The following is a 22425-nucleotide window of genomic DNA, read 5'->3' on the forward strand; positions in this document are numbered from 1 at the left end:
CAGTCTAGCTCAGCGAGGAGTTCCCATGGCAAGAAGCGCCGCTGCCGCGACCCTGTCCGCCGCCGCCGTTCCGGACGGTGTCGCGCACGCCGTCGGCGAGGCATCGCGCCTCAAGACCCGCGCCATCGACCGCGTCGCGTACGCGAGCGACGCCTCCCACTTCCTGCTCACCCCCGAGGCCGTGCTCGTCGCCGCCGACGCGGCCGAGGTCGGCCGCGTGATGCGGGAAGCCGGCCGCAGCGGGGCGCGGCTCACGTTCCGCTCGGGCGGCACGAGCCTCTCGGGCCAGGCGTCCACCGACGGACTGCTCGTCGACGTGCGGCAGCGGTTCCGCCGCATCGACGTGCTCGACGGCGGGCGCCGCGTGCGCGTGCAGCCCGGCGCGACGGTGCGGCAGGTCAACGCGCGGCTTGCCCGCCACGGCTTCCGGCTCGGCCCCGACCCGGCGAGCGAGCTCGCCTGCACGATCGGCGGGGTCGTCAACAACAACTCCAGCGGCATGGCCTGCGGCATCACCGAGAACACGTACCAGACGCTCGAGTCGCTCGTGTTCGTGCTGCCGTCGGGCACGGTCGTCGACTCGGGCGCGCCCGATGCCGACGCGGCGCTCCGGGCAGCCGAGCCCGATCTGGTCGACGGCCTGATGAGACTGCGCGAACGCGTGGTCTCGAACCCGCGGTCCGTCGAGATCATCCGCCGGCAGTTCGCGATGAAGAACACGATGGGGTACGCCGTGAACGCGTTCCTCGACTTCGACACCCCGGCAGAGCTGCTGGCGCACCTCGTGGTGGGCAGCGAGGGGACGCTGGCGTTCGTCGCGGAGGCGACGTACCGCACGGTGCCGATCCTCCCGCGCATGGCGACGGCGCTCACGGTCTTCCCCGATCTCGCGGCCGCCACGCGTGCGCTCCCCGAGCTGGTCGCGACCGGCGCGGCGACCCTCGAGCTGATGGATGCCACCTCCCTGCGTGTCGGCCAGTCGCTCGCCGGCGCCCCGCGCGAGATCACGGGGCTCGCGGTGCGCGACCAGGCTGCGCTCCTCGTCGAGTTCCACGCGCACGATGACGACGAACTGGCCGGGCTCGTCGCGCAGGGCTCACAGACCCTCGCCACGCAGCCGCTCGAGGCCGCAGCATCCTTCTCGTCCGACCCGGTGGCGCGCGCCGCCGCGTGGAAGCTGCGCAAGGGCCTGTACGCGTCGGTCGCCGGCGCGCGCCCGAGCGGCACGACAGCACTCCTCGAAGACGTCGTCGTGCCGGTCGACCGCCTCGCACCGACCTGCGCGACGCTGCAGGCGCTGTTCGAGCGGTACGCCTACGATGACAGCGTCATCTTCGGGCACGCGAAGGACGGCAACATCCACTTCATGCTGACCGACCGCTTCGAGTCGCCCGACCAGCTCGCCCGCTACCGCGCGTTCACGGAAGACATGGTCGAGCTCGTGCTCGACGCCGGCGGCAACCTCAAGGCCGAGCACGGCACCGGCCGCGTCATGGCGCCCTACGTGCGCCGGCAGTACGGCGACGAGCTCTACGACGTCATGCGCGAGCTCAAACAACGGTGCGACCCGGCGGGGATCCTGAACCCGGGTGTCATCATCGACGACGACCACGAGGCGCACCTGCGCAACATCAAGCTCGCCGACCCGATCGAGCCGGAAGCCGACCGGTGCGTCGAGTGCGGCTACTGCGAGCCGGTGTGCCCGAGCCGGGACCTCACCCTCACGCCGCGCCAGCGCATCGTCACGCGGCGCGCGATCGCCCGGGCCGAGGCATCCGGCGATCACGCGCTCGTGCGCGAGCTGGAACACGACTACGACTACGCCGGCGTCGACACGTGCGCCGTCGACGGCATGTGCCAGACCGCGTGCCCTGTGCTCATCAACACGGGCACCCTCGTGAAGCGCCTGCGCCGCGAGAGCGCTCACCCGGTGGCGAGTGCGTCGTGGAAGGGCGCTGCCACCGCGTGGGGCGCCGCCACGCGGGTCGCGAGCATCGGCCTGACGCTCGCCGACAAGCTGCCGGCCGTGGCCGTCACGGCGGTGACCGACGTCGGGCGCGCTGCGCTCGGCGCCGACACCATGCCGCGCTACTCGGACGATCTCCCGCGCGGCGGACGCGCGCGCTCGCGTCTCGGCGCGACGGTCGGCGCGGGAACCGAGGCGCCGGTCGCTGTCTACCTCCCCGCGTGCGTGAACACCATGTTCGGCCCGGCGGGCGACGGGGTGGGCGTGACCGAGGCCCTCCGCCGGCTCGCCGAACGCGCGGGCGTGCGGCTCGCGGTGCCCGACGATGTCGACGCGCTGTGCTGCAGCACGCCCTGGACCTCCAAGGGGTATTTGGGCGGGCGCGAGGTCATGGCCCGCCGGGTGGCCGCGTCGATCGCAGACGCCTCGCGCGGCGGAGCGCTCACGATCGTGACGGATGCTGCGAGCTGCACCGAGGGCTTCATCCACCTGCTCGCCGATGCCGGCGTGAACGCCCGTGTCGAAGACGCCGTCGCCTTCGCCGAGCGCGTGCTGCTCCCCCGCCTGGGCGAAGTGTCGCCGCTCGTCGGCTCTCTGGCACTGCACCCCACGTGCTCGTCGACCCAGCTCGGCCTGGACCCCGCGCTGCGCCGCGTGGCCGAGGCCGTCGCGACCGAGGTGGTCGTGCCGGACGCGTGGTCGTGCTGCGGCTTCGCCGGGGACCGCGGGATGCTGCATCCCGAGCTGACCGCGTCCGCCACGGCCGCCGAGGCCGCCGAGGTCCAGGCCCTGGGCGCCGACGCGCACGCGTCGTGCAACCGCACGTGCGAGCTGGGCATGACGCGCGCCACCGGAGCCGACTACCGCCACGTGCTCGAGCTGCTCGAGGAGGCCACCCGGCCGGCGTCGACCCCCTGAGGTCAGCCGGCCGTGGACTCCCGCACGACGAGCTCGGGCTGGAAGCGCACGGTGCGCGCGTGGTCGCCGTCGGGCTCTTCGAGATCCTTGAGGAGCAGGTCGACGGCGGTGTACCCGATGAGGTGGGCCGGCTGACGGATCGAGCTCAGCGGCACGACAGTCGCCGACGCGAAGTCGATGTCGTCGTAGCCGATCAGCGCGATGTCGCGCGGCACCTGCACGTCGGCCATCAGCGTGAACGCCTGCAGCGCGCCGACGGCGAGCAGGTCGTTCGCCGCGAACACGGCATCGGGCCGGTCGGCGGGGGCGCGGCCGCGGAGGAGCTCACCCGCCTCCCGCCCCTGCAGCACCGACAGCGCCGACATCTCGACGACCTCGATGCTCGCCCCGCCCACCTCGGCGACCGCGCGGCGCGCCCCCTCGAGGCGGTCCGCGACCTGGCGGATGGTGCGGGGACCGCCGATGAACGCGATACGCCGGCGCCCGGTCGACAGCAGGTGCGCCGCCGCGAGGTAGCCGCCCTCGACGTCGTCCACCGACACCGACCCGAACGCCCGTTCGGCGTCCTCGTGGTCGACGAGCACCACCGGGACCCCGCCGGCGTGCAGGCGGGCGAGCCCGGCGAGGTCGCCGTCGACGGGCGTGACGAGCACGCCGTTCACCCGCTGCTCGCGGAAGAGCTCGAGGTAGGCGTCCTCGCGGTCGGAGCGCTCGTCGCTGTTGCCGAGCAGCACGCTCATCCCGGCCTCTGCGGCGCGGTCCTCCGCGCCTCGGGCGACCTCCGCGAAGAACGGGTTGCCGGCGTCCAGCACAATGAGCGCGATGCTGCGGCTGCGGCCGGCTCTGAGCTGCCGCGCGGCGTCATTGCGCACGAAGCCCAGCTCCTCGATCGCCTGCGTCACACGCTCGACGGTCGCGGGCGACACCTTCTCGGGACGATTGAGCACGTTCGAGACTGTGCCGACGGAGACGGATGCCGCAGCCGCGACATCGCGCACGCTCACCACCATTGCTCCCCCAGGGTTCAGATCCGCTTCCCGCGAGTGTAGGGCACGAGGCAAGCGGTCTCCCCCTCGCCCCGGACGGGCTTACGCATTCGCGGTCGACCCCTCACGCTCGGCCGACAGCGCGGCGAGCGCCGCGGCGATCTCCTGCTGCGTCTCGGGGCCGGCGTGCATGAACAGCGCCTCTCCGAGCTCGCGGGCGTCCGACCACTTCGTGTGCGTGCGGAAGCCGTGCGCGGCCTCGGGGCTCGACGCCTCGAGCACCTGGCCGATGGCCTCGTACGCCTCGAGGTCGTCGATGACGGCGGCGAGGGTGGAGTCCATGCCGATGCGCGACGCGGGGGCCGCGGGTGCGGGGTCGGCGACCTCCCACTCGTGGGTCCCCGAGCCGACCTCGAGCTCGCGTCCGTCGGGCAGCACGACGACGGCCGTCGTGTTCGGCGGCACGGTCGCCTCGACGCGCAGCACGCCGTCCTCGCGCGACCACCCCGCACGGGCGGTCCCGTAGGGCGTGAGGTGCTCGGCCGACGCGTGGTCGAACTCGGCGAGCGGGTGCGGCTGGATGCGGATCCGCTCATACCCGGGAGCGTCGGGCGCGAGGCCCGCGACCACGCGGTGCAGCCAGTCCCCGACCGCGCCGAGCGCGTAGTGGTTGAACGATGTCATCTCACCCGGATTGATCGACCCGTCGGGGAGCATCGAGTCCCACCGCTCCCAGATGGTGGTCGCCCCCATGGTGACCGGGTACAGCCACGACGGGTTCTCCGTCTGCACCAGCAGGCGGCGTGCGGTCTCGAGGTTGCCGGTGCGCGTCAGGGCGTCCTGGATGATCGGCGTGCCGACGAACCCGGTGCTGATGCGGTAGCCCGACAGTCGAGTGAGCTCGGCGAGCCGCGCGCCGAGCACCTCGTGCTGGTCGGCCGGCGCGATGTCGAACACGATCGCCATGGCGTACGCGGTCTGCGCGTCCGACATCATGCGCCCGGCGGGCGTCACGTACTCGGCGAGGAACGCGGCGCGCACCTCCTCTGCGATCTGCGCGTACTCCCGTGCCTCGTCGTCCTTTCCGAGGAGGGCGGCGGCGCGGGCAACGGCGTCCGCCGACCGGAAGAGGTACGCCGACGCCACGATGTCGGCATCCGTCTTCGCGTTCGCGGGCAGGTGGGGCGGCGCGTCGGGGTCGAGCCAGTCGCCGAATTGGAACATGCCCTCCCACAGCCGGCGCGGCCCGGCCAGGCGGATCAGCACGTCCGCCCAGCCCTTCATGCTCGGGTACTGGCGCTCGACGGTGGCGACGTCGGCGTAGCGCTCGTGCAGCACCCACGGCACGATCGTCGCGGCATCGCCCCACGCCGCGGCGGGGCGGGCGACGCCGAGCGCGTTCGGCACGACGAACGGCACCACGCCGTCGACCTGCTCGAGTGCGAGGTCGCGCAGCCACGAGTCCAGGAACCCGCGCACGTCGTAGAGGAACGACGCTGTCGGCGCGAACACCTGGATGTCGCCCGTCCAGCCGAGGCGCTCGTCGCGCTGCGGGCAGTCGGTCGGCAGGTACAGGAAGTTGCCGCGCAGGCCCCACACGATATTCTCGTGCAGCTGGTTGACGAGGGGGTGGGATGCCTCGAACCAGCCGGTGCGCTCCATGTCGCTGTGGATGACGACCGCGGTGACGGACGACGGGTCGAACTCCCCGGGCCACCCCTCGATCTCGGCGTAGCGGAAGCCGTGGAAGGTGAACTCCGGCTCCCACTCCTCGACGCCCTCGCCTGCCAGCGTGTAGTGGTCGGTCGCGGCGGCGGCGCGCAGCGGCCTCGTTCCGAGCTCGCCGTGCTCGAGCACCTCGGCGTGCTTCAGCGTGATCACGGTGCCCGCCGGGCCCGAGACACGGATCCGAAGCCGGCCGACCAGGTTCTGCCCGAAGTCGAGGACGGTCCTGCCGCTCGGGGTGGTGATGACCTCGCGCACCGCGATGTCTTCGATGCGACGCACGAAGGGCGACACCCGGGCCTCGGGTGTGCGGAGCGCCTCGAGTTCGGCGACCGGCGCCCAGTCGTCGGCGCTGTAGCCCGCCTCGGCGAAGCCGCGGCCGTCGCCGTCCACGAGGGCCCGCCGGGCGTCGTGGTCCTCGCCCGCGTAGAGCCCGCTGGCCGTGATCGGTCCGGTGGACGCCTGCCACGCGGCACCCGTGACGATCCACCGGCTCGACCCGTCGGCGTACTCGATGAGCAGCTGGCCCGCGAAGCGCGGCTGGTCGGCGTAGAGGGGCCGCGCGTTCTCGCGGAACCCGAAGCTCTCCGTCGCCCACGCGCCCGCGAGGCGCACCCCGATCGCGTTGCGGCCCTCCGCGAGGAGGCGGGTGACGTCGGTCGTCTCATGGATGGTGCGGTGTGCGTACGGCGTCCAGCCGGGCTTCATGACCTGGTCATCGACGTCGACGCCGCCGATCGCCACCTGATACACACCGAGCGCCGTCGCATAGAGCGTGGCGCGCGCGACCGGGCCGGTCACGTCGAACTCGGTGCGCAGGTACGCCGGCTGGGCGTTCTCGGCAGGCTCGCCGAGGCCGATCGTCACGGCCTGCCACTCGCCCTCGGCGAGGAACCCGGCGACGACACGCTGCGGCTCGCTCCAGTCGCCCGGGGCGGCGTCGACGCCGGTGACCCGCACCCGCAGCGAGGCCTCCTCGCGTGCGGCGAGCGGTGCGAACGGCCACGGGATCCGCGTGGACGCGCGGCCCTCGACGCGGTGCGACGACACCTCGCCGGCTCGCGTGACCTCGACCTCGGCACCCGCCTGCAGCCAGTCGGGGGTGTCGGTCTCGGTGCACCAGCCGATCTCAGGGACAGGCGAGGCGACGACGTCGCTGCCGTAGGGCGCGTCGATGACGATGTGGGGAACGGGGCCGCTCATGGCACTCCTTGAAGGGTCTGGTGTGTGGGGCTTCGGTGTTCTGTGGACGGATGCTGCGATCAGGCGGGCACGACCGCGCCCGGTGTCGCGACGGCCGGCGCGGTGACCGCGATGCGGTGCGTGCCGTGGCCGAGTTCGGCGGGGGCGGGAGCGCCGTCGACGGTCGAGGCCGAACCGGCGGTCACCGGCAGGTCGAGCACGGCTCGCGAGCCGAACGGCACCTCGAGGGTGGCTTCGAAGACGTCGCCGTCGACGCGCCAGTCGATCGCGAGCCGCCCCAGAGAGGTCTGGATCGACGCCGAGGCGTGCTCGATCCCCACTGCCGGGCGCGGAGCCACGTGCACGGTGCGATACCCGGGGTCGGCAGCATCCGGAGCCAGTCCCGCCACGGTGCGGTAGACCCAGTCGATCATCGCGCCGTACGCGTAGTGGTTGAACGACAGCATGCCGGTGTCATCTTCGGAGGCGTCCTCGGTGGGGAGGGCGTCCATGGCGCCGGAGTGGATGCTGCCGTCGGGCAGGATCGCGTCCCAGCGCTCCCAGACCGTGGTCGCCCCGCGGTCCACCTGGTAGAGCCATGACGGGGCCTCGCGCCGCAGCAGCATGAGATACGCCTCGTCGAGATGGCCCGAGTTCGACAGCGCGAACAGCACGAGCGGCGTGCCGAGGAAACCCGTCGCGATGCGCCCGTTCTCGCGGCGCACGTTCGCGGCGAGCGCGTCGGCGATCTCGGCGCGACGCTCGGCCGGAGCCAGGGCGAACTCGAGGGCGATCGCGGCACCGCTCTGCGTGAGGATCGCCTCCTCGCCCCAGCGCTCGAAGGTCGCTGCGCCGACGCGGTCGGCGAGGGCCTCGTAGTCGTCGGCGCTCTCGCGGTCACCGAGGATGCGCTCCGCCCGGGACAGCAGTCGGGCCGACCACGAGTAGAACGCGTTCGCGACGAACTCGCTCGAGACCTTGGCCTCCCAGGGCCGCTCGCCGGGGGCGTCCGGGTCGAGCCAGTCGCCGAACTGGAAGTCGCCGCCGGGGAGCACGACGCCGTCGCCGGCGCGGCGGCGCAGATGCTCGACCCACCGCCGCATGCTGCTGCGCTGGCGCGCGAGCACCTCCGTCGAGCCGTACGACTCGTAGACCGCGAGCGGCACGATGGTCGCAGCATCCGCCCATCCGGCCCTGCCCATGTTCTCGGTCGGCACGCCGCCCATCAGCATGTCCTGCGGGCGGATGATGTCGGGCACGACAGCGGGCACGCCGCCGGTGTCGGTCTGGTCGATCTCGAGGTCGCGCAGCCACGACATCCAGAACGACTCTGTGTCCATGAGGGTGTTCGCCGTCGCGGCGAACGCCTGCGCGTCGCCGGTCCAGCCGAGACGCTCGTCGCGCTGCGGGCAGTCGGTGGGCACCGACACGAAGTTGTCGCGCTGCGACCAGAAGACGTTCGAGTGGAACCGGTCGAGCGCCTCGTGCGACGAGGCGAAGGTGCTGCGCGGTGCAAGGCCGCTCGAGATCGCGACGGCCGTCGCCGAGACGACCTCGGCGCCCTCGACGTCGGCGTAGCGGAAGCCGTGGAACGTGAAGGCGGGCTCGAGCGTGTGCTCGCCGTCGCGGTCGAGCGTGTACACATCGGTGGCCTTCGCCGAGCGCAGTGCCTTGACGTGCAGGTCGCCGGAGGGCTCGAGCACCTCGGCGTGGCGCACCGTGACGACATCGCCCGCGCTCCCGCGCACGACCAGACGAACCCAGCCCGACACGTTCTGCCCGCCGTCCAGGCGCGTGCGGCCGCCGTGCGGCGTCGTCGCCATCGGCAGCTCCGCCACCACGCGCACCGGCGGCGCCGAGCGCGGCTCGAATCGCGTGAAGTCGATGTCGACGATGGATGCTGCGACCCACCCCTCGCCCGCGAACCCGGGCTCGTGCACGGCGGGGTCGGCGAGGCGCAGGTCGGTCGAGGTGCCGTCGTAGATGCTGGCGCTGCGGAGCGGTCCGAAGCCGGTCTTCCACGAGGCATCCGTCGAGCACACGATCTCGCCGTCGACCTCGACCTGCGCGAGCGCGCCGGTGCGATCGCCGTAGATGGCCTGGCGGCGGGCGAAGCCGAAGCTGCCGCGATACCAGCCGTCGGCGACGGCGAGCACGATGACGTTCGCGCCGGGTCGCAGGAGGGACGTGACGTCGAGCGTGTCGACGAGGATGCGCTCCTGGTACGACGTCCAGCCCGGAGTGAGGAGGGCGTCGGTCGCGCGGACGCCGTTGATCCAGGCGTCGACCAGGCCGAGGGCGCTGAGGCGCAGGCGTGCGGTCTCGGGCGCGCTCTCGAGGACGAACTCGGTGCGCAGCAGCGGAACAGGACCGCCGGCGGGGATATCGGCCCCGATCACGGCCGCCTCGAGATCCGGCCCATCGATACCGGCCTCGACGACGAGGAATTCGCTCCACGCGCTCCAGCCGCGCTGCGTGGCGACGCGGACGGAGAAGGCGCGGCGCTCGCGGGCGGCGAGCTCGCCGGCGACGGCGATGCCGACCGTGCGAGGGCTCGCGATGGGCTCAGCCACGGCCTGCTCGTCGCCCTCGGCGCCTGCGCGGAGCTGGTAGCCGACGAGGCGGGCATCGGGGTCGTCGCTCTCGGCACGCCAGCTCAGGCGGAGACCTGCGCGCGGCACGCCGAGCAGTCCGTCGCCGTGCTGGGTGCGCAGTCCGGCGACACGCACGGCGGCGTCGACTGCGGCGGGAGAGGGAAGAGCCGTCATGGCTGAGTCCTTTCGGCGGTCGGCCGCGTCGCCGACCCGCGTGACCATCGTGAAACGATTCAGGGTTATTGTCAATCAAAGTGTAGACCGTTACACAATCGTGACGGGCCAGATCGTATCGGGCTGTTGACCCCGCTCCGGAACGGACGTACCTTACGAGGGTTGAATGGTTTCAACGCCCGATGGCGGAGAATCCGATCAGCGCAGCACCAGGGAATCCGGCAGCGTGGGCGGACCATCCGCTCGGCTTTACAAGGAGGTAAAGATGAAGAGCTCCCCGACACGGAGAGTGCTCGTCGCAGGCGCAGGTGTACTTGCTCTCGCCCTGCCGCTGGCCGCGTGCAGCGGCGGAGGCGGCGGATCCGACGACGGAACGGTCGAGATCTCATTCCTGACGCAGAACACCGGAACGAACGTCCCCGTCGCGGAGGCATTCATCGAGGCGTTCGAAGAGGAGAACCCCGACATCACCGTGCGACTGGAGACCCAGCCCGCCGGCACCGAGGGCGACAACCTCATCAAGACCAAGCTCGCCACCGGCGAGATGGAGGACGTCTTCGGCTACAACTCCGGTTCGCTCTTCCAAGCGATGAACCCGGACCAGAACCTCGTCCCCCTCGACGACGAGGAATGGGTCGGCGACCTGATCGACACGATGAAGGCGGTCGTCTCCACCGATGACCACATCTACGGTGCGCCGATCGGCGCGAGCCAGGCGGGCGCGGTCGTTTACAACAAGAAGGTCTACGCCGACCTCGGCCTCGAGATCCCGACGAGCTGGGACGAGTTCGCCGCCAACAACGAGGCGATCAAGGCGGCGGGGATCACACCTGTCATCCAGACGTACGGCGACACGTGGACGAGCCAGCTGTTCGTGCTCGGAGACTTCGGCAACGTGCTCGCGGCCGATCCCGACTGGGCCGAGGCGTACACCGCCGGCGACCGCAAGTACGTCGACGAGCCGGCACTGGCGGGCTTCGCGAACCAGCAGGAGGGCTTCGACAAGGGCTGGTGGAACGAGGACTTCGCGTCGGCACTCTACGACGACGGGGCTCGCATGGTCGCGACGGGTGAGGGCGCGCACTACCCGATCCTGACCGGCATCGTCTCGACGTTCCAGCAGAACTACCCGGACGACCTCGAGAACATCGGCGTGTTCGCGCTGCCTGCAGCCGACGCTGCCGACACCAAGCTCACGGTCTGGCTGCCGAACGCCGTCTACATCCCGAAGACGACGGAGGGCGACAAGCTCGAGGCCGCGAAGAAGTTCGTCGCGTTCATCAACTCCCCGGCCGGCTGCGAGATCCAGACGACGGTCATGGTGCCCAGCGGTCCGTTCGCCACGAGCGCGTGCACGCTGCCCGACGACGTGCCCGGCCTGCTGAAGGACATGCAGCCGTACTTCGACGAGGGCAACACCAACCCCGCTCTCGAGTTCCTGTCGCCGATCAAGGGACCGAACCTCGAGAACATCACGGTCGCGGTGGGCTCCGGCATCAACACCGCCGATGACGGCGCCGCCCTGTACGACGAGGATGTCGTCAAGCAGGCGCAGCAGCTGGGCCTCGAGGGCTGGTGATCCACCGGCTCTGACAGCTGACCGTCGGGGGCCGCGTCGCAGGCGGCGCGGCCCCCGACCCACATCAATGGAGATGAGATGACAACGATCGCGGAACGCCCGCAGCAGCAGAAGACGCCACCGCCACCACGCGACAAGCGGCGCTCGATGACGAGCATGTACCCGCTCTGGTTCTACATCCCGGCCGGAGTGCTGTTCATCGCGCTCTTCGCCGTTCCGACGTTCGCGTCGTTCTACTTCAGCCTCACGCGCTGGTCGCTGTTCGACGTCGAGTTCATCGGCTTCGACAACTTCGTGACGTTCTTCACCGAGCCGATGCTCTACCAGAGCCTCATCAACACCTTCATCTACGGCTTCATCACTTCCGGCCTGAAGGTGGTCTTCGGGCTCGCCCTCGCACTGCTGCTGACCGGCAGCATCCTCGGCCGCGGCTATCTTCGCGCCACCATCTTCTTCCCGGTCCTCGTCTCGACCATCGGCATCGGAGTGACCTTCAAGGTGCTGATGGACCCGTTCGACGGCCTCATCAATGAGACCCTCGCGGTGTTCGGCATCCAGGGGCCGGCATGGCTCACCGATCCCAACCTCGCTCTGATCTCCGTCGCCCTGGTCGACGTCTGGAAGGGCGTCGGCATCGCGACGTTGATCTACATCGCCGGCATCGTGGCGATTCCCCAGGAGTTCTTCGAGGCCGCCAAGGTCGACGGCGCCAGCGCCTGGCAGACGTTCAAGAACATCACGCTTCCCCTCGTCCAGCCCGCGACCGCGACCGTCGTCCTGCTCTCGCTCATCGGAGGCCTCCGCTCGTTCGAGATCATCTGGGCGATGACCCGAGGCGGCCCGGGATTCTCGAGCGACGTGATCGCGTCCGTCATCTACAAGCAGTACCAGGCCGGGTTCTACGGCCTGTCGACGGCGGGCAACGTGGTGCTGTTCATCATCGTGACCGCCATCGTCCTGCCCCTCAACTACTTCCTCACGAAGCGGCAGGTCGAGTCATGAGCCTCACGCGCACCATCACCACCGCCGGGCCGAAGGAGGCTCGGGTCAAGCCCGATCGGCGGCCGCTGACGTTCAGACGATTCATGAAGAAGTACTTCGTCGGCATCGTCGCGATCCTGGCGTCGATCGTGATCTTCATCGTGCCGTTCGCGTTCATCTTCGTGACCGCCGCCAAGAACGAGCAAGAGGCCTCGCTGCTGCAGTTCACACTTCCGGAGCAGGGGTGGCAGCTGTGGGAGAACCTCGTGACCGTCTTCTCGGCGCGCGACTACATCCTGCTGACCGCCTTCATCAACAGCACGATCCTGACCGTCGCCTCCGTGGCACTCATGGTCGTGCTCGCCGCCATGGTCGGCTACGTGCTCCAGCGCCGCAAGTCGAAGTGGAACGCGTTGGTCAACTTCTTCGTCCTCGCGGGCCTGATCGTTCCGCCGGCGGTGGTGCCGACCATTTGGGTGATGCAGGGTCTCGGCCTGTTCAAGACGATGCCCGGGATGATCCTCATCGAGGTGACCTTCGGACTCTCGTTCTGCATCCTGCTCTTCCGGGCGTTCGTCTCGACGATCCCGAAGGAGCTCGACGAGGCGGCGGTGATCGACGGCGCCGGCCCGATCCGGCTGTTCTTCCAGGTCGTGCTGCCGCTGCTGAAGCCCGTCGTGATCACCGTCATCGTCGTGCAGGCGGTCGCCGTCTTCAACGACTTCACCGGACCGCTGTACTTCTTCCCCGGTGAGGCGAACGCGACGGTGCAGCTGACGCTCTACAACTTCTCGAGCCAGAACCTCAGCCAGTGGAACCTGCTGTTCATGGACATCCTGCTCATCACGATCCCGCCGCTGATCATGTACATCTTCTTCAACCGGCAGATCGTCGCGGGCATGACCAGCGGAGCGGTCAAGGGGTGACGCGCCGTGGGTTCACCAGTACTCCGCGGGGACGGTCCCCCGGAGCCAGGCGAGTTCGTTGTCGCGGATGAACGTCGACAGCGCCTCGTCGGGGGTGAGCCCATCGGCGAGCCAGTCCTCGAGGATGCGCAGCAGGTCGCGGCCGGAGTCGGCGTCGGGGTCGTCCACGACCCGGCTCCAGGCCTCGACGAAGCCGTCGGGCGTGGCCACCTCGTGCACCAGCCTCGAGATGTATTTGGGGCCGGGAAGCATCACCCGGTTGGCCGCCAGCGCCGCGCGGGCGGCCGCGAGTGCCAGGTGCAGACCGGCGTGGCGGCGAAGGAATCCGTCGTCGCGCTCGACCGCCTGACGCAGGAAGTAGCCGCCGTAGAGCTGGGCCTGCGCCACGTAGGAGCGCACGCGTTCACCCCAGGCCTCGTCGGGCAGCTCCGCGATGCGGGCGACGGTGTCGTCGAGTCCCGGGAGCACGCTCCATGCGACGCGAGCGTCGATGAACGATGCGCGCGTGGGGTCGTCGGCGCGCTCGACGGCCGCGGCGAGGTACGACGGGCTCACGAGCTTGATGTCGATGTACGAGCCCGGGTACTCGACGTCGCGCCGTTCAACCCACGCGTACCGGCCCCGCGCGGTCTCGGCGGCGAAGCGGTCCTCGTCGACGACGAAATACACGTCGACATCGGAGTCCTCGCGTTCTCTCCCCTGCGCCACCGAGCCGACGAGCACCACGCCGAGTGCGCCCGGCTCGTCGCGCACCGAATCCACGTAGGCCTCGAGCGCCCGCTCCTGCTGCTGCATCCGTGCTCCTTCGCGTCGAATCCGCTCTCACGCTATCGACACACCGCGGCCCTCGGCGTGCGATTCAACGGAAAGCGCTCTCCCACTTGCGAAGAACGAGTTGGACCCCTATCGTTGAAACGATTCATTACACGGCCGGTGTCGACAGGCATCCCCCACCACCCGAGGAGCACCCACTCATGACGAGCGCGACCGCGACGAAGCGCGTCTGCTTCCAGCTGATGGTGCGGCCCGAACTGCTGGACGAGTACATCGCCCGCCACAGCCCGGTGTGGCCTGAGATGCTCGCCGAGATCGCCGCCTCCGGGCGCCGCAACTACACGCTCTTCCTCGGCGACGGCGGACGCCTCATCGGCTACTACGAGACCGACGACGACGAGGCCGCACAGGCCTACCTCGCGAGTTCCGAGATCGCCGCCCGCTGGGAGGCCGAGATGGGCCGGTTCTTCGTCGGCCTCGAGGGCCGACCCGACCAGGCGGCCACCTCCCTCACCGAAGTCTTCAACCTCCACGACCAACTCGCCGCTGCCCGGGGCGCGGCGACCGACACCACCGAAGAAGGCAACGCATCATGACGACGCTGTCACCCGACATCCAGTCCGCGCTCGAAGGCCAGGGCATCGAGCTGCCCAGCTGGGCGTTCGGCAACTCCGGCACCCGGTTCCGCGTGTTCACCACGCCCGGCACCCCGCGCGACCCGTACGAGAAGATCGCGGATGCCGCGCAGGTCAACGCCTACACGAAGCTCGCGCCGAGCGTCGCCCTGCACATCCCGTGGGACAAGGTCGACGACTACTCCGACCTCCGCCGTCACGCGGAGGACCTCGGGGTGAGCCTGGGCACCATCAACTCGAACACGTTCCAGGACGAGGACTACAAGTTCGGGGCGCTCACGCACCACGACGACCGCATCCGCAACAAGGCGATCGACCACCACCTCGAGTGCATCGACATCATGGATGCGACGGGCTCGCGCGACCTCAAGATCTGGCTCGCCGAGGGCTCGAACTACCCGGGCCAGGGCGACATGCGCGCCCGCCAGGACCGCCTGCAGGATTCGCTGCAGAAGATCTACGACCGCCTGTCCGATGAGCAGCGCCTCGTCCTCGAGTACAAGTTCTTCGAGCCGGCGTTCTACCACACCGACGTTCCGGACTGGGGCACCTCGTACGCCCAGGTCGCGAGCCTCGGCGACAAGGCGATGGTGTGCCTCGACACCGGCCACCACGCGCCGGGCACGAACATCGAGTTCATCGTGATGCAGCTGCTGCGCCTCGGGAAGCTCGGCTCGTTCGACTTCAACTCGCGCTTCTACGCCGACGACGACCTCATCGTCGGCGCGGCCGACCCGTTCCAGCTGTTCCGCATCATCTTCGAGGTGGTGCGCGGCGGTGGCCTGAACAACCCCGACGTGGCCTTCATGCTCGACCAGTGCCACAACGTCGAGGACAAGATCCCCGGCCAGATCCGCTCCGTGCTCAACGTCCAGGAGATGACCGCCCGCGCCCTGCTCGTCGACCGCGACGCCCTCGCCGCCGCGCAGCAGCAGAACGACGTGCTCGCCGCGAACGCCGTCTTCATGGACGCGTTCTACACCGACGTGCGTCCGGCCCTCGCCGAGTGGCGCGAGTCGCGCGGACTCGCCGCCGACCCGATGGCCGCGTACGCGGCATCCGGCTATCAGCAGCAGATCGCGGCCGACCGCGTCGGCGGCACCCAGGCCGGCTGGGGCGCGTAAGCCCCAGACGCAGACCCACCGGAGGCTCGGGATGCCGATCCTCGAGCCTCCGGTGCACCACTTCGAACCCGGCACCGACGCCGGCCCGAACCGAAGGATCCGAATGAGCGAGCCCTACTCCGCCGCCGACGGTCTCGTCCGCGTCTACCCCGCGCGCGAGCCGAACGGCACCGGACTCGTCTGGGCGCACGGAGGCGCGTTCGCGTTCGGCGACCTCGACATGCCCGAGTCCGACTGGGTCGCCTCCCAGCTCGCCGCGCGGGGCACGACTGTCGTGTCGGTCGACTACCGCCTCGCTCCGGTTCCGAATGGATGGGATGCTGCGGGCCGCCGCCCGGGCGGACACCGCTACCCCGCCGCCTCCGACGATGTGCTCGCCGCCTGGTCGTGGGTCGCCGAGAACGCCGGCCGCCTGCGCATCGACCGCGACCGCATCGCCATCGGCGGGACGAGCGCCGGGGGCAACCTCGCCGCGGGTGCGACGCTGCGCTTGATCGAGCGCCGCGCGGCGCTGCCCGCCCTCGTGCTGCTCGCCTACCCGACGCTGCTCGCGGTGCAGCCGGCGCCCGACGCCGCGCTGCGCGCCGCGCTCGACGCGCAGCCCGAGGCCGACCGCTTCGGCGCCGACCTGGTGCGGGCGATGTACGAGAACTACCTCGGCGGCCCGGTCGACCGCGCCCCGCTCGGCGCGATTCCGGGGCTCGCGCGCCCCGTCGACCTCGCGCAGTTCCCGCCCACCCTCATCGTCAACGGCGACGTCGACGAGCTCCGCGTCTCGGGAGAGGCGTTCGCCGCGTCGCTGCGCGCCGCCGGCCGCCCCATCGAGATGGTCACCGAGCTCGGCACCGAGCACGGCCATCTGAACCGTCCGCAAGAGGCCGCAGCATCCGTCACCATCGCACGCTTCGCGACCCGCCTCGCCGCCCTCCCCGTCAGTCACCCCCAGCCCGCCACCACTTCGCTCGTCTGAGCGCCCTCAGCCACATCAGAAGGAACGCAATCATGACCAACCCGGCCGTCTCCGACCTCATCTCCCGGTCGAACCGCCTCGGCGCCGACCCGAAGAACACGAACTATGCCGGCGGCAACACGTCGGCGAAGGGCACCGAGACCGATCCGGTCACCGGTGAGCCCGTCGAGTTGCTGTGGGTCAAGGGCTCGGGCGGCGACCTCGGCACGCTCAAGGAGTCCGGCCTCGCGGTGCTGCGCCTGGACCGCATGCGCGCCCTCGTCGACGTCTACCCCGGCGTCGACCGCGAGGACGAGATGGTCGCCGCGTTCGATTACTGCCTGCACGGCAAGGGGGGCGCCGCCCCCTCGATCGACACCGCCATGCACGGTCTCGTCGACGCGGCGCACGTGGACCACCTGCACCCCGACTCGGGCATCGCGATCGCGACCGCCGCGGACGGCGAGGAGCTGACCGCGAAGATCTTCGGCGACAAGGTGGTGTGGGTGCCGTGGCGTCGTCCCGGCTTCCAGCTGGGTCTGGACATCGCGGCGATCAAGGAGCAGAACCCGCAGGCGATCGGCACGATCCTCGGCGGCCACGGCATCACGGCCTGGGGCGACACGTCGGACGAGGCCGAGCAGAACTCGCTCTGGATCATCGAGACCGCGCAGGCGTACATCGACGCCAACGGCAAGTCCGACCCGTTCGGCGGCGTGCGCGCCGGCTTCGAGGCTCTCCCCGAGACGGAGCGTCGCGCCAAGGCCGCCGCTCTCGCCGCGACGATCCGCGGTCTCGCGTCGACCGACAAGCCGATGGTGGGCCACTTCACCGACGCCGCGGTCGTCACCGACTTCCTCGCCTCGGAGCGCGCTCCCGAGCTCGCCGCGCTCGGCACCAGCTGCCCCGACCACTTCCTGCGCACCAAGGTCAAGCCGCTCATCCTCGACCTGCCCGCCGACGCGTCGGTCGAGGACTCCCTCGCACGCCTGAAGGAGCTGCACGAGGCGTACCGCGCCGACTACCAGGCGTACTACGACGCGTACGCGACGACCGAGTCCCCCGCGATCCGCGGCGCCGACCCGCTCATCGTCCTGATCCCCGGTGTGGGCATGTTCTCGTACGGTGCGAACAAGCAGACCGCCCGGGTCGCGGGCGAGTTCTACGTCAACGCGATCAACGTGATGCGCGGCGCCGAGGCGCTGTCGACGTACTCGCCCATCTCCGACGCCGAGAAGTTCCGCATCGAGTATTGGGCCCTCGAAGAGGCGAAGCTGCAGCGCATGCCGAAGCCCAAGACCCACCAGGGCCGTATCGCGCTCGTCACGGGCGCAGCATCCGGCATCGGCAAGGCCATCGCCGTCCGCCTCGCCGCCGAGGGCGCGTGCGTGGTCGTCGCCGACCTCGACCTCGAGAAGGCGCGGGCCGCCGCAGCCGAGCTCGGAGGCACGGACGTCGCCATCGGCGTGGCCGCGAACGTCGCCGACGCCGACGCGATCCAGGCCGCGTTCGACGCCGCTGTGCTCGCGTTCGGCGGGGTCGACCTCGTCGTGAACAACGCCGGGCTGTCGCTGTCGAAGCCGCTGCTGGAGACCACCGAGAAGGACTGGGACCTGCAGCACGACGTGATGGCGAAGGGCTCGTTCCTGGTGTCGAAGGCGGCCGCGAAGATCCTCATCGAGCAGAAGCTCGGCGGCGACGTCATCTACATCTCGTCGAAGAACTCCGTCTTCGCCGGCCCGAACAACATCGCGTACTCGGCCACCAAGGCCGACCAGGCCCACCAGGTGCGCCTGCTCGCGGTCGAGCTCGGCGAGCACGGCGTGCGCGTGAACGGCATCAACCCCGACGGCGTCGTGCGCGGCTCGGGCATCTTCGCCGCCGGCTGGGGCGCCAACCGCGCCGCGACCTACGGCGTCAAGGAAGAGGACCTCGGCCAGTTCTACGCCAACCGCACCATCCTCAAGCGCGAGGTCGTGCCCGAGAACGTCGCCGACGCGGTGTACGTGCTCACCGGCCCCGAGCTGAGCCGCACCACGGGCCTCCACATCCCCGTCGACTCCGGCGTCGCCGCCGCGTTCCTGCGATGACAGAGCGACACGGAACCGCGAGAGGGTATATCACGGCACGGTGTGACGCTCACGGCGTGCGGAGCTCTTCCCTTTCGCGATTCCTGAGTGGAGGTGCGGCATGACCGGGGGCGTGGTCGCGGCGGTCGACCTCGGCGCGACCAGCGGGCGCGTCATGCTCGGCTACGTGAGCGACAGGATGCTGCGCCTCGAGCAGGTCTCGCGATTCCCGAACGGACCCGTGCCCGGCGCCGACGGCACGCTGCACTGGGACTTCACGGCGCTGTACCGGCACATCGTCGAGGGCCTCACCGAGGCGCTGCGCCGCGAGCCGGGCATCGCGAGCATCGGCATCGACTCGTGGGCCGTCGACTACGGCCTGGTGAACGGTGAGGAGCTGCTCGGCGAGCCGTTCCACTATCGCGACGCGCGCACCGCGCGCGGCGTCGAGATGGTGCACGCGCGCGTGCCGTTCGACGAGCTCTACCGCCGCAACGGGCTGCAGTTCCTGCCGTTCAACACGCTCTACCAGTACGTCGTGGAGTCGGCGCTGCCCGACGCGAGCTCCGCGCTGCTCGTCCCCGACCTCGTCGCGTTCCTGCTGACCGGCGCACGGGTCGCTGAGCGCACCAACGCCTCGACGACCGGCCTGGTGGATGTGTCCACCGGTGAGTGGGACCTCGAACTCGCGGCGAAGCTGGGGATTCCGGCATCCATCCTCCCCGCCCTCGTCGACGCGGGTGCCCACCTCGGCACGCTGCACGGCGAGGCGCGCGAGCGCGTCGGCGCTCCGCTCGAGGTGATCGCGGTCGGCTCGCACGATACGGCGTCGGCCGTCGTCGCGGTGCCGCTGAGCACCCCCGACGCGGCGTACATCTCGTGCGGCACGTGGGGCCTCGTCGGCGTCGAGCTCGACGACCCGGTCGTCAGCGACGCGGCCCGCGAGGCGAACTTCACGAACGAGGGCGGCGTCGATGGCCGCGTGCGCTTCCTCCACAACGTCACGGGCCTGTGGCTCTTGAGCGAGGCCGTGCGCACGTGGGAGGCCGAGGACGGTGCGGCGATCGATCTTCCGGGATTGCTGGATGCTGCGGCCTCCGTCGACGGCGAGATCCCGCTGTTCGACGCCAACGACGCGCGTTTGTCGGCGCCCGGCGACATGCCCGCGCGGATCGCAGCGGTGCTCGGCGAGGCCGGCGCCGCAGTGCCCGCGAGCCGCGAGGCGTTCGCGCGGACGATCGTCGAGAGCATCGCGCAGGCGTTCGCCGATGCGGTCGCGACCGCAGGCCGCCTCACCGACCGCGACATCGACGTGATCCACATCGTCGGCGGCGGCGCGCTCAACCGGCTGCTGTGCCAGGCGACCGCAGACCGCTCGGGCCTTCCCGTGCTCGCCGGCCCGGTCGAGGCGACCGCGCTCGGCAACGTGCTCGTGCAGGCGCGCGCGCACGGCTGGTTCGGCCCCGACGCGAGCCTGGAGGATCTGCGGCGCGTGGTGGCGGCATCCGTCTCTCCCGAGCGCTACGAGCCGCGGTCGTGACCGGCTACGCGGCCGCGTTCGACTGGGCCCGGCGCCACGTCGAGGCGGGGCGCCTGCCCAGCGCGGTGCTCGGCGTCGCGACCGCCGACGGTGTGGTCGCACTCGATGCCTTCGGTGCGACGAACGGACGCACGGCCCGCGTCGAAGACCCGTACTGGCTCTTCTCGATCACCAAGGTGCTCACCGGCCTCACCGCCGCGCGCGCGATCGAGCGCGGGCTGCTCACCACCGAGACGCCGCTCAGCGCCGCGCTTGCCGAGTTCGGCCGCACCCGTGACGACGTGGTGCGCCTCCGCCACCTCGTGAGCCATACGGCGGGCATCCGCGAACCCACGCTCGACCCTGCCGAAGGGCTGCGCGCCGCCCTGCTCGCGCCAGGGCGCGACTTCGCCGCCGGCACCGCCTCGCGCTACTCGACGGTGGCGTTCGACGGCATCGCCGAGCTCGTCCGGCACACCACGGGACGGGACTGGGATGCTGACGTCTCGGCGTGGGCTCCCGCGCTCGGCGCGACCGGCTTCACGCTCGATCCGGGCGTCGATCCGCACACCGTCGTCGACGCGGAGCGCCTGGGCCTCGACATGGCCGGGTTCGCGAGCCATCGCAATCCCGGCGCCGGCATGATCGGCACGGCCGGCGATCTGCTCGCGCTCGGCTCGGCGCTGCTGCGAATCGGGCAGGGCGAAGCCGGCGGCGTCGTGCAGCCGGCGACCCTGGACATGATGCGACGCCCACTCACTTGCGACATCCCGCGGCTCGAGCCATACCCGGCTGAACGCGGCCAGGACTGGGGCTTCACGTTCAACCTGCGCACCCGGGCGCCAGGCCTGATCGACCGCGACGTGTTCGGCCACGCAGGCTGGGCGGGCACCGAGTTCTGGGTGCACCCGACCGCGGGCGTCGCGTGGGTGCTGCTGACGAACCAGGCCGAGCGGCCGGGCGTCGACGCCGACGAGCTCGACAACGCGGTGGTGTCGGGCATCTGAGGCCGCCCTGAACGCCACGTCACCGCGGTGAGCCGGTCAGCCGCGCGGCGGCCGTGTGGAGGCGCGGGGCTCGAGTCGGACCTCGAAGACCTCGTGCACGGCTGCGGTGCGGCCGGCGATGCGCTCCAACAGCATCTCGACGGCCCGCGCACCCATGCGCTCACCGGGCTGATTGATGCTCGTGAGGCCGAGCGCCGGGTGCGAGGCGAGAGCGACGTCGTCATAGCCGATCACCGAGAGGTCAGCGCCGGTGTCGGCGATCGCGCGCATCGCACCGAAGGCCAGCTCGTCGTGCCCCGCGAACACGGCGGTGGCCGGGGTACCGCCCTCGATCGCACGGCGCGTGGCCTGGTAAGCCGGATCCTGGCCGTCGTCGGCGTTCCACACCTCGGCGTCGTAGCCTCGCGCGGCCATCTCCGCGAAATACTCGCGCAGGCGCCCGCTGTGCGGAAACGGGGAACTCGGGTCCTCTTCGTTGAGAGTCAGGTGGGCGATCCGCCTATGACCGAGGTCGAACAGGTGCTGCATCGCGAGGCGAGCCCCGCCCAGGTCGTCGCCCGCGACCACGTCGTATCGATCGGAGGTGTCGAGCCGGCCGAACATCACGAGCGGGACGGATGCCGCGATCCGCTCCAGCGCCGGCTCCTCGACGCGCGGCGACACGGCGATGAGCCCGTCGACCTGCCGGTCCACAAGCGCTTCAAGCGCGCGAAAACCATACCGGGTGCCGGTCTCGGCGGGCGCCAGGATGAGCTGGTACGGGGTGCCCTCGAGCGCGCCCGCCGCACCGCGGACGATGCGCGGGAAGAACTGGTTCGAGAGGTCCGGGAGTTCGATGCCGATCGTGTAGGTACGGCCTCGCATGCCGCGCGCGGCGATGCTGGGGCGATAGTTCAGCTCGGTCATTGCCGCTGTCACACGCTCACGCATCGCGTCGCTCACGCCGTACGCATCGCGCAGTACCTTCGACACTGCCGCGCGCGACACGCCTGCCCGGGTCGCGACATCCTCGATCGTCGCACGGCGCGGTGGACGAGGGTCCGTCATTCTTCTCCTCGGGAGTGGCTTCTGCAGTGCAAACGTACCTCGCCCCCGCCGACTCACGCGGCGGGGCTCGCGTCAAGTCCTTGTGCCGCCGCGCCGGCGCAGACGAACGTGGAGTCATGGACGAACGGCGAACCGAACACGAGCCTCCCGAGGGCGAGAACCCGATCGGCGGCGACGAGACCACCGAGGAGCAGCTCGAGGCCGACAACCCCGTCGAGGAGGACACCCTCGAGACGCTCGACCCCGACAATCCCCCGGCCTGAGCGGGGC

General features: G+C 70.7%; 16 protein-coding genes. 11 read left to right on the top strand and 5 right to left on the bottom strand.

What is annotated here, in order from left to right; all coding sequences use genetic code 11:
• The first annotated feature begins 25 nt into the window (after window positions 1–25).
• On the top strand, window positions 26–2884 hold the full coding sequence (locus ACVN90_RS18175; protein ID WP_475099601.1) for an FAD-binding and (Fe-S)-binding domain-containing protein: 2859 nt from the start codon (window positions 26–28) through the stop codon (window positions 2882–2884).
• Window positions 2885–2886: 2 nt separating this feature from the next.
• Here ACVN90_RS18175 and ACVN90_RS18180 read toward each other — a convergent pair whose 3' ends face one another.
• From ACVN90_RS18180 to ACVN90_RS18190, 3 genes are all read right to left on the bottom strand, one after another.
• Window positions 2887–3894, bottom strand: coding sequence for a LacI family DNA-binding transcriptional regulator (locus ACVN90_RS18180; RefSeq protein WP_475099602.1), 1008 nt, complete (start codon window positions 3892–3894; stop codon window positions 2887–2889).
• Window positions 3895–3972: 78 nt separating this feature from the next.
• Window positions 3973–6798, bottom strand: a complete 2826-nt coding sequence (locus ACVN90_RS18185) for a family 78 glycoside hydrolase catalytic domain (RefSeq protein ID WP_475099603.1) — start codon at window positions 6796–6798, stop codon at window positions 3973–3975.
• A 59-nt stretch (window positions 6799–6857) separates the two neighbouring features.
• Entirely contained in the window at window positions 6858–9545 is a 2688-nt protein-coding gene (locus ACVN90_RS18190) for a family 78 glycoside hydrolase catalytic domain (protein WP_475099604.1), read from the bottom strand.
• Window positions 9546–9810: 265 nt separating this feature from the next.
• Between ACVN90_RS18190 and ACVN90_RS18195 the strand changes: the two genes are divergently transcribed.
• The 3 genes from ACVN90_RS18195 (at window position 9811) to ACVN90_RS18205 (ending at window position 13031) form a co-directional block, all read left to right on the top strand.
• Window positions 9811–11124 carry an ABC transporter substrate-binding protein gene (locus ACVN90_RS18195; protein WP_475099605.1) on the top strand — a complete coding sequence of 438 codons (1314 nt, stop codon included), beginning with the start codon at window positions 9811–9813 and terminating at the stop codon, window positions 11122–11124.
• Window positions 11125–11202: 78 nt separating this feature from the next.
• Window positions 11203–12126: a carbohydrate ABC transporter permease gene (locus ACVN90_RS18200; protein ID WP_475099606.1), complete on the top strand. Its 924-nt coding sequence runs from the start codon at window positions 11203–11205 to the stop codon at window positions 12124–12126.
• A gap of 83 nt (window positions 12127–12209) precedes the next feature.
• A complete protein-coding gene (locus tag ACVN90_RS18205; protein ID WP_475102153.1) occupies window positions 12210–13031 on the top strand; it encodes a carbohydrate ABC transporter permease in 822 nt (273 codons plus the stop codon).
• 12 nt (window positions 13032–13043) lie between these two features.
• Here ACVN90_RS18205 and ACVN90_RS18210 read toward each other — a convergent pair whose 3' ends face one another.
• A complete protein-coding gene (locus tag ACVN90_RS18210; RefSeq protein ID WP_475099607.1) occupies window positions 13044–13826 on the bottom strand; it encodes a nucleotidyltransferase domain-containing protein in 783 nt (260 codons plus the stop codon).
• Window positions 13827–14005: 179 nt separating this feature from the next.
• On the opposite strand from ACVN90_RS18210, the gene ACVN90_RS18215 reads away from it, so the two are divergent.
• The 6 genes from ACVN90_RS18215 to ACVN90_RS18240 all read left to right on the top strand — a co-directional run bounded on the left by ACVN90_RS18215 (window position 14006) and on the right by ACVN90_RS18240 (window position 21108).
• The gene (locus ACVN90_RS18215; protein ID WP_475099608.1) at window positions 14006–14401 is read left to right on the top strand and encodes an L-rhamnose mutarotase; all 396 of its coding nucleotides are present in this window, start codon (window positions 14006–14008) and stop codon (window positions 14399–14401) included.
• Entirely contained in the window at window positions 14398–15564 is a 1167-nt protein-coding gene (gene rhaI / locus ACVN90_RS18220; RefSeq protein WP_475099609.1) for an L-rhamnose isomerase, read from the top strand. Before ACVN90_RS18215 ends, rhaI begins: the two co-directional genes overlap by 4 nt.
• A 103-nt stretch (window positions 15565–15667) precedes the next feature.
• A complete protein-coding gene (locus ACVN90_RS18225) occupies window positions 15668–16534 on the top strand; it encodes an alpha/beta hydrolase fold domain-containing protein (protein WP_475099610.1) in 867 nt (288 codons plus the stop codon).
• Window positions 16535–16566: 32 nt separating this feature from the next.
• Window positions 16567–18603: a bifunctional aldolase/short-chain dehydrogenase gene (locus tag ACVN90_RS18230; RefSeq protein WP_475099611.1), complete on the top strand. Its 2037-nt coding sequence runs from the start codon at window positions 16567–16569 to the stop codon at window positions 18601–18603.
• Between the two features lie 100 nt (window positions 18604–18703).
• A complete protein-coding gene (locus tag ACVN90_RS18235) occupies window positions 18704–20122 on the top strand; it encodes a rhamnulokinase (protein WP_475099612.1) in 1419 nt (472 codons plus the stop codon).
• Entirely contained in the window at window positions 20119–21108 is a 990-nt protein-coding gene (locus ACVN90_RS18240; RefSeq protein WP_475099613.1) for a serine hydrolase domain-containing protein, read from the top strand. The genes ACVN90_RS18235 and ACVN90_RS18240 overlap by 4 nt, the downstream gene beginning before the upstream one ends.
• Window positions 21109–21144: 36 nt before the next feature.
• Here the strand turns inward: ACVN90_RS18240 and ACVN90_RS18245 are convergent, their stop codons facing one another.
• Window positions 21145–22155: a LacI family DNA-binding transcriptional regulator gene (locus tag ACVN90_RS18245; protein WP_475099614.1), complete on the bottom strand. Its 1011-nt coding sequence runs from the start codon at window positions 22153–22155 to the stop codon at window positions 21145–21147.
• Between the two features lie 116 nt (window positions 22156–22271).
• Between ACVN90_RS18245 and ACVN90_RS18250 the strand changes: the two genes are divergently transcribed.
• A complete protein-coding gene (locus ACVN90_RS18250) occupies window positions 22272–22418 on the top strand; it encodes a hypothetical protein (RefSeq protein WP_475099615.1) in 147 nt (48 codons plus the stop codon).
• Window positions 22419–22425 lie beyond the last annotated feature (7 nt).

The sequence above is a fragment of the Microbacterium sp. F01 genome (assembly GCF_056156365.1).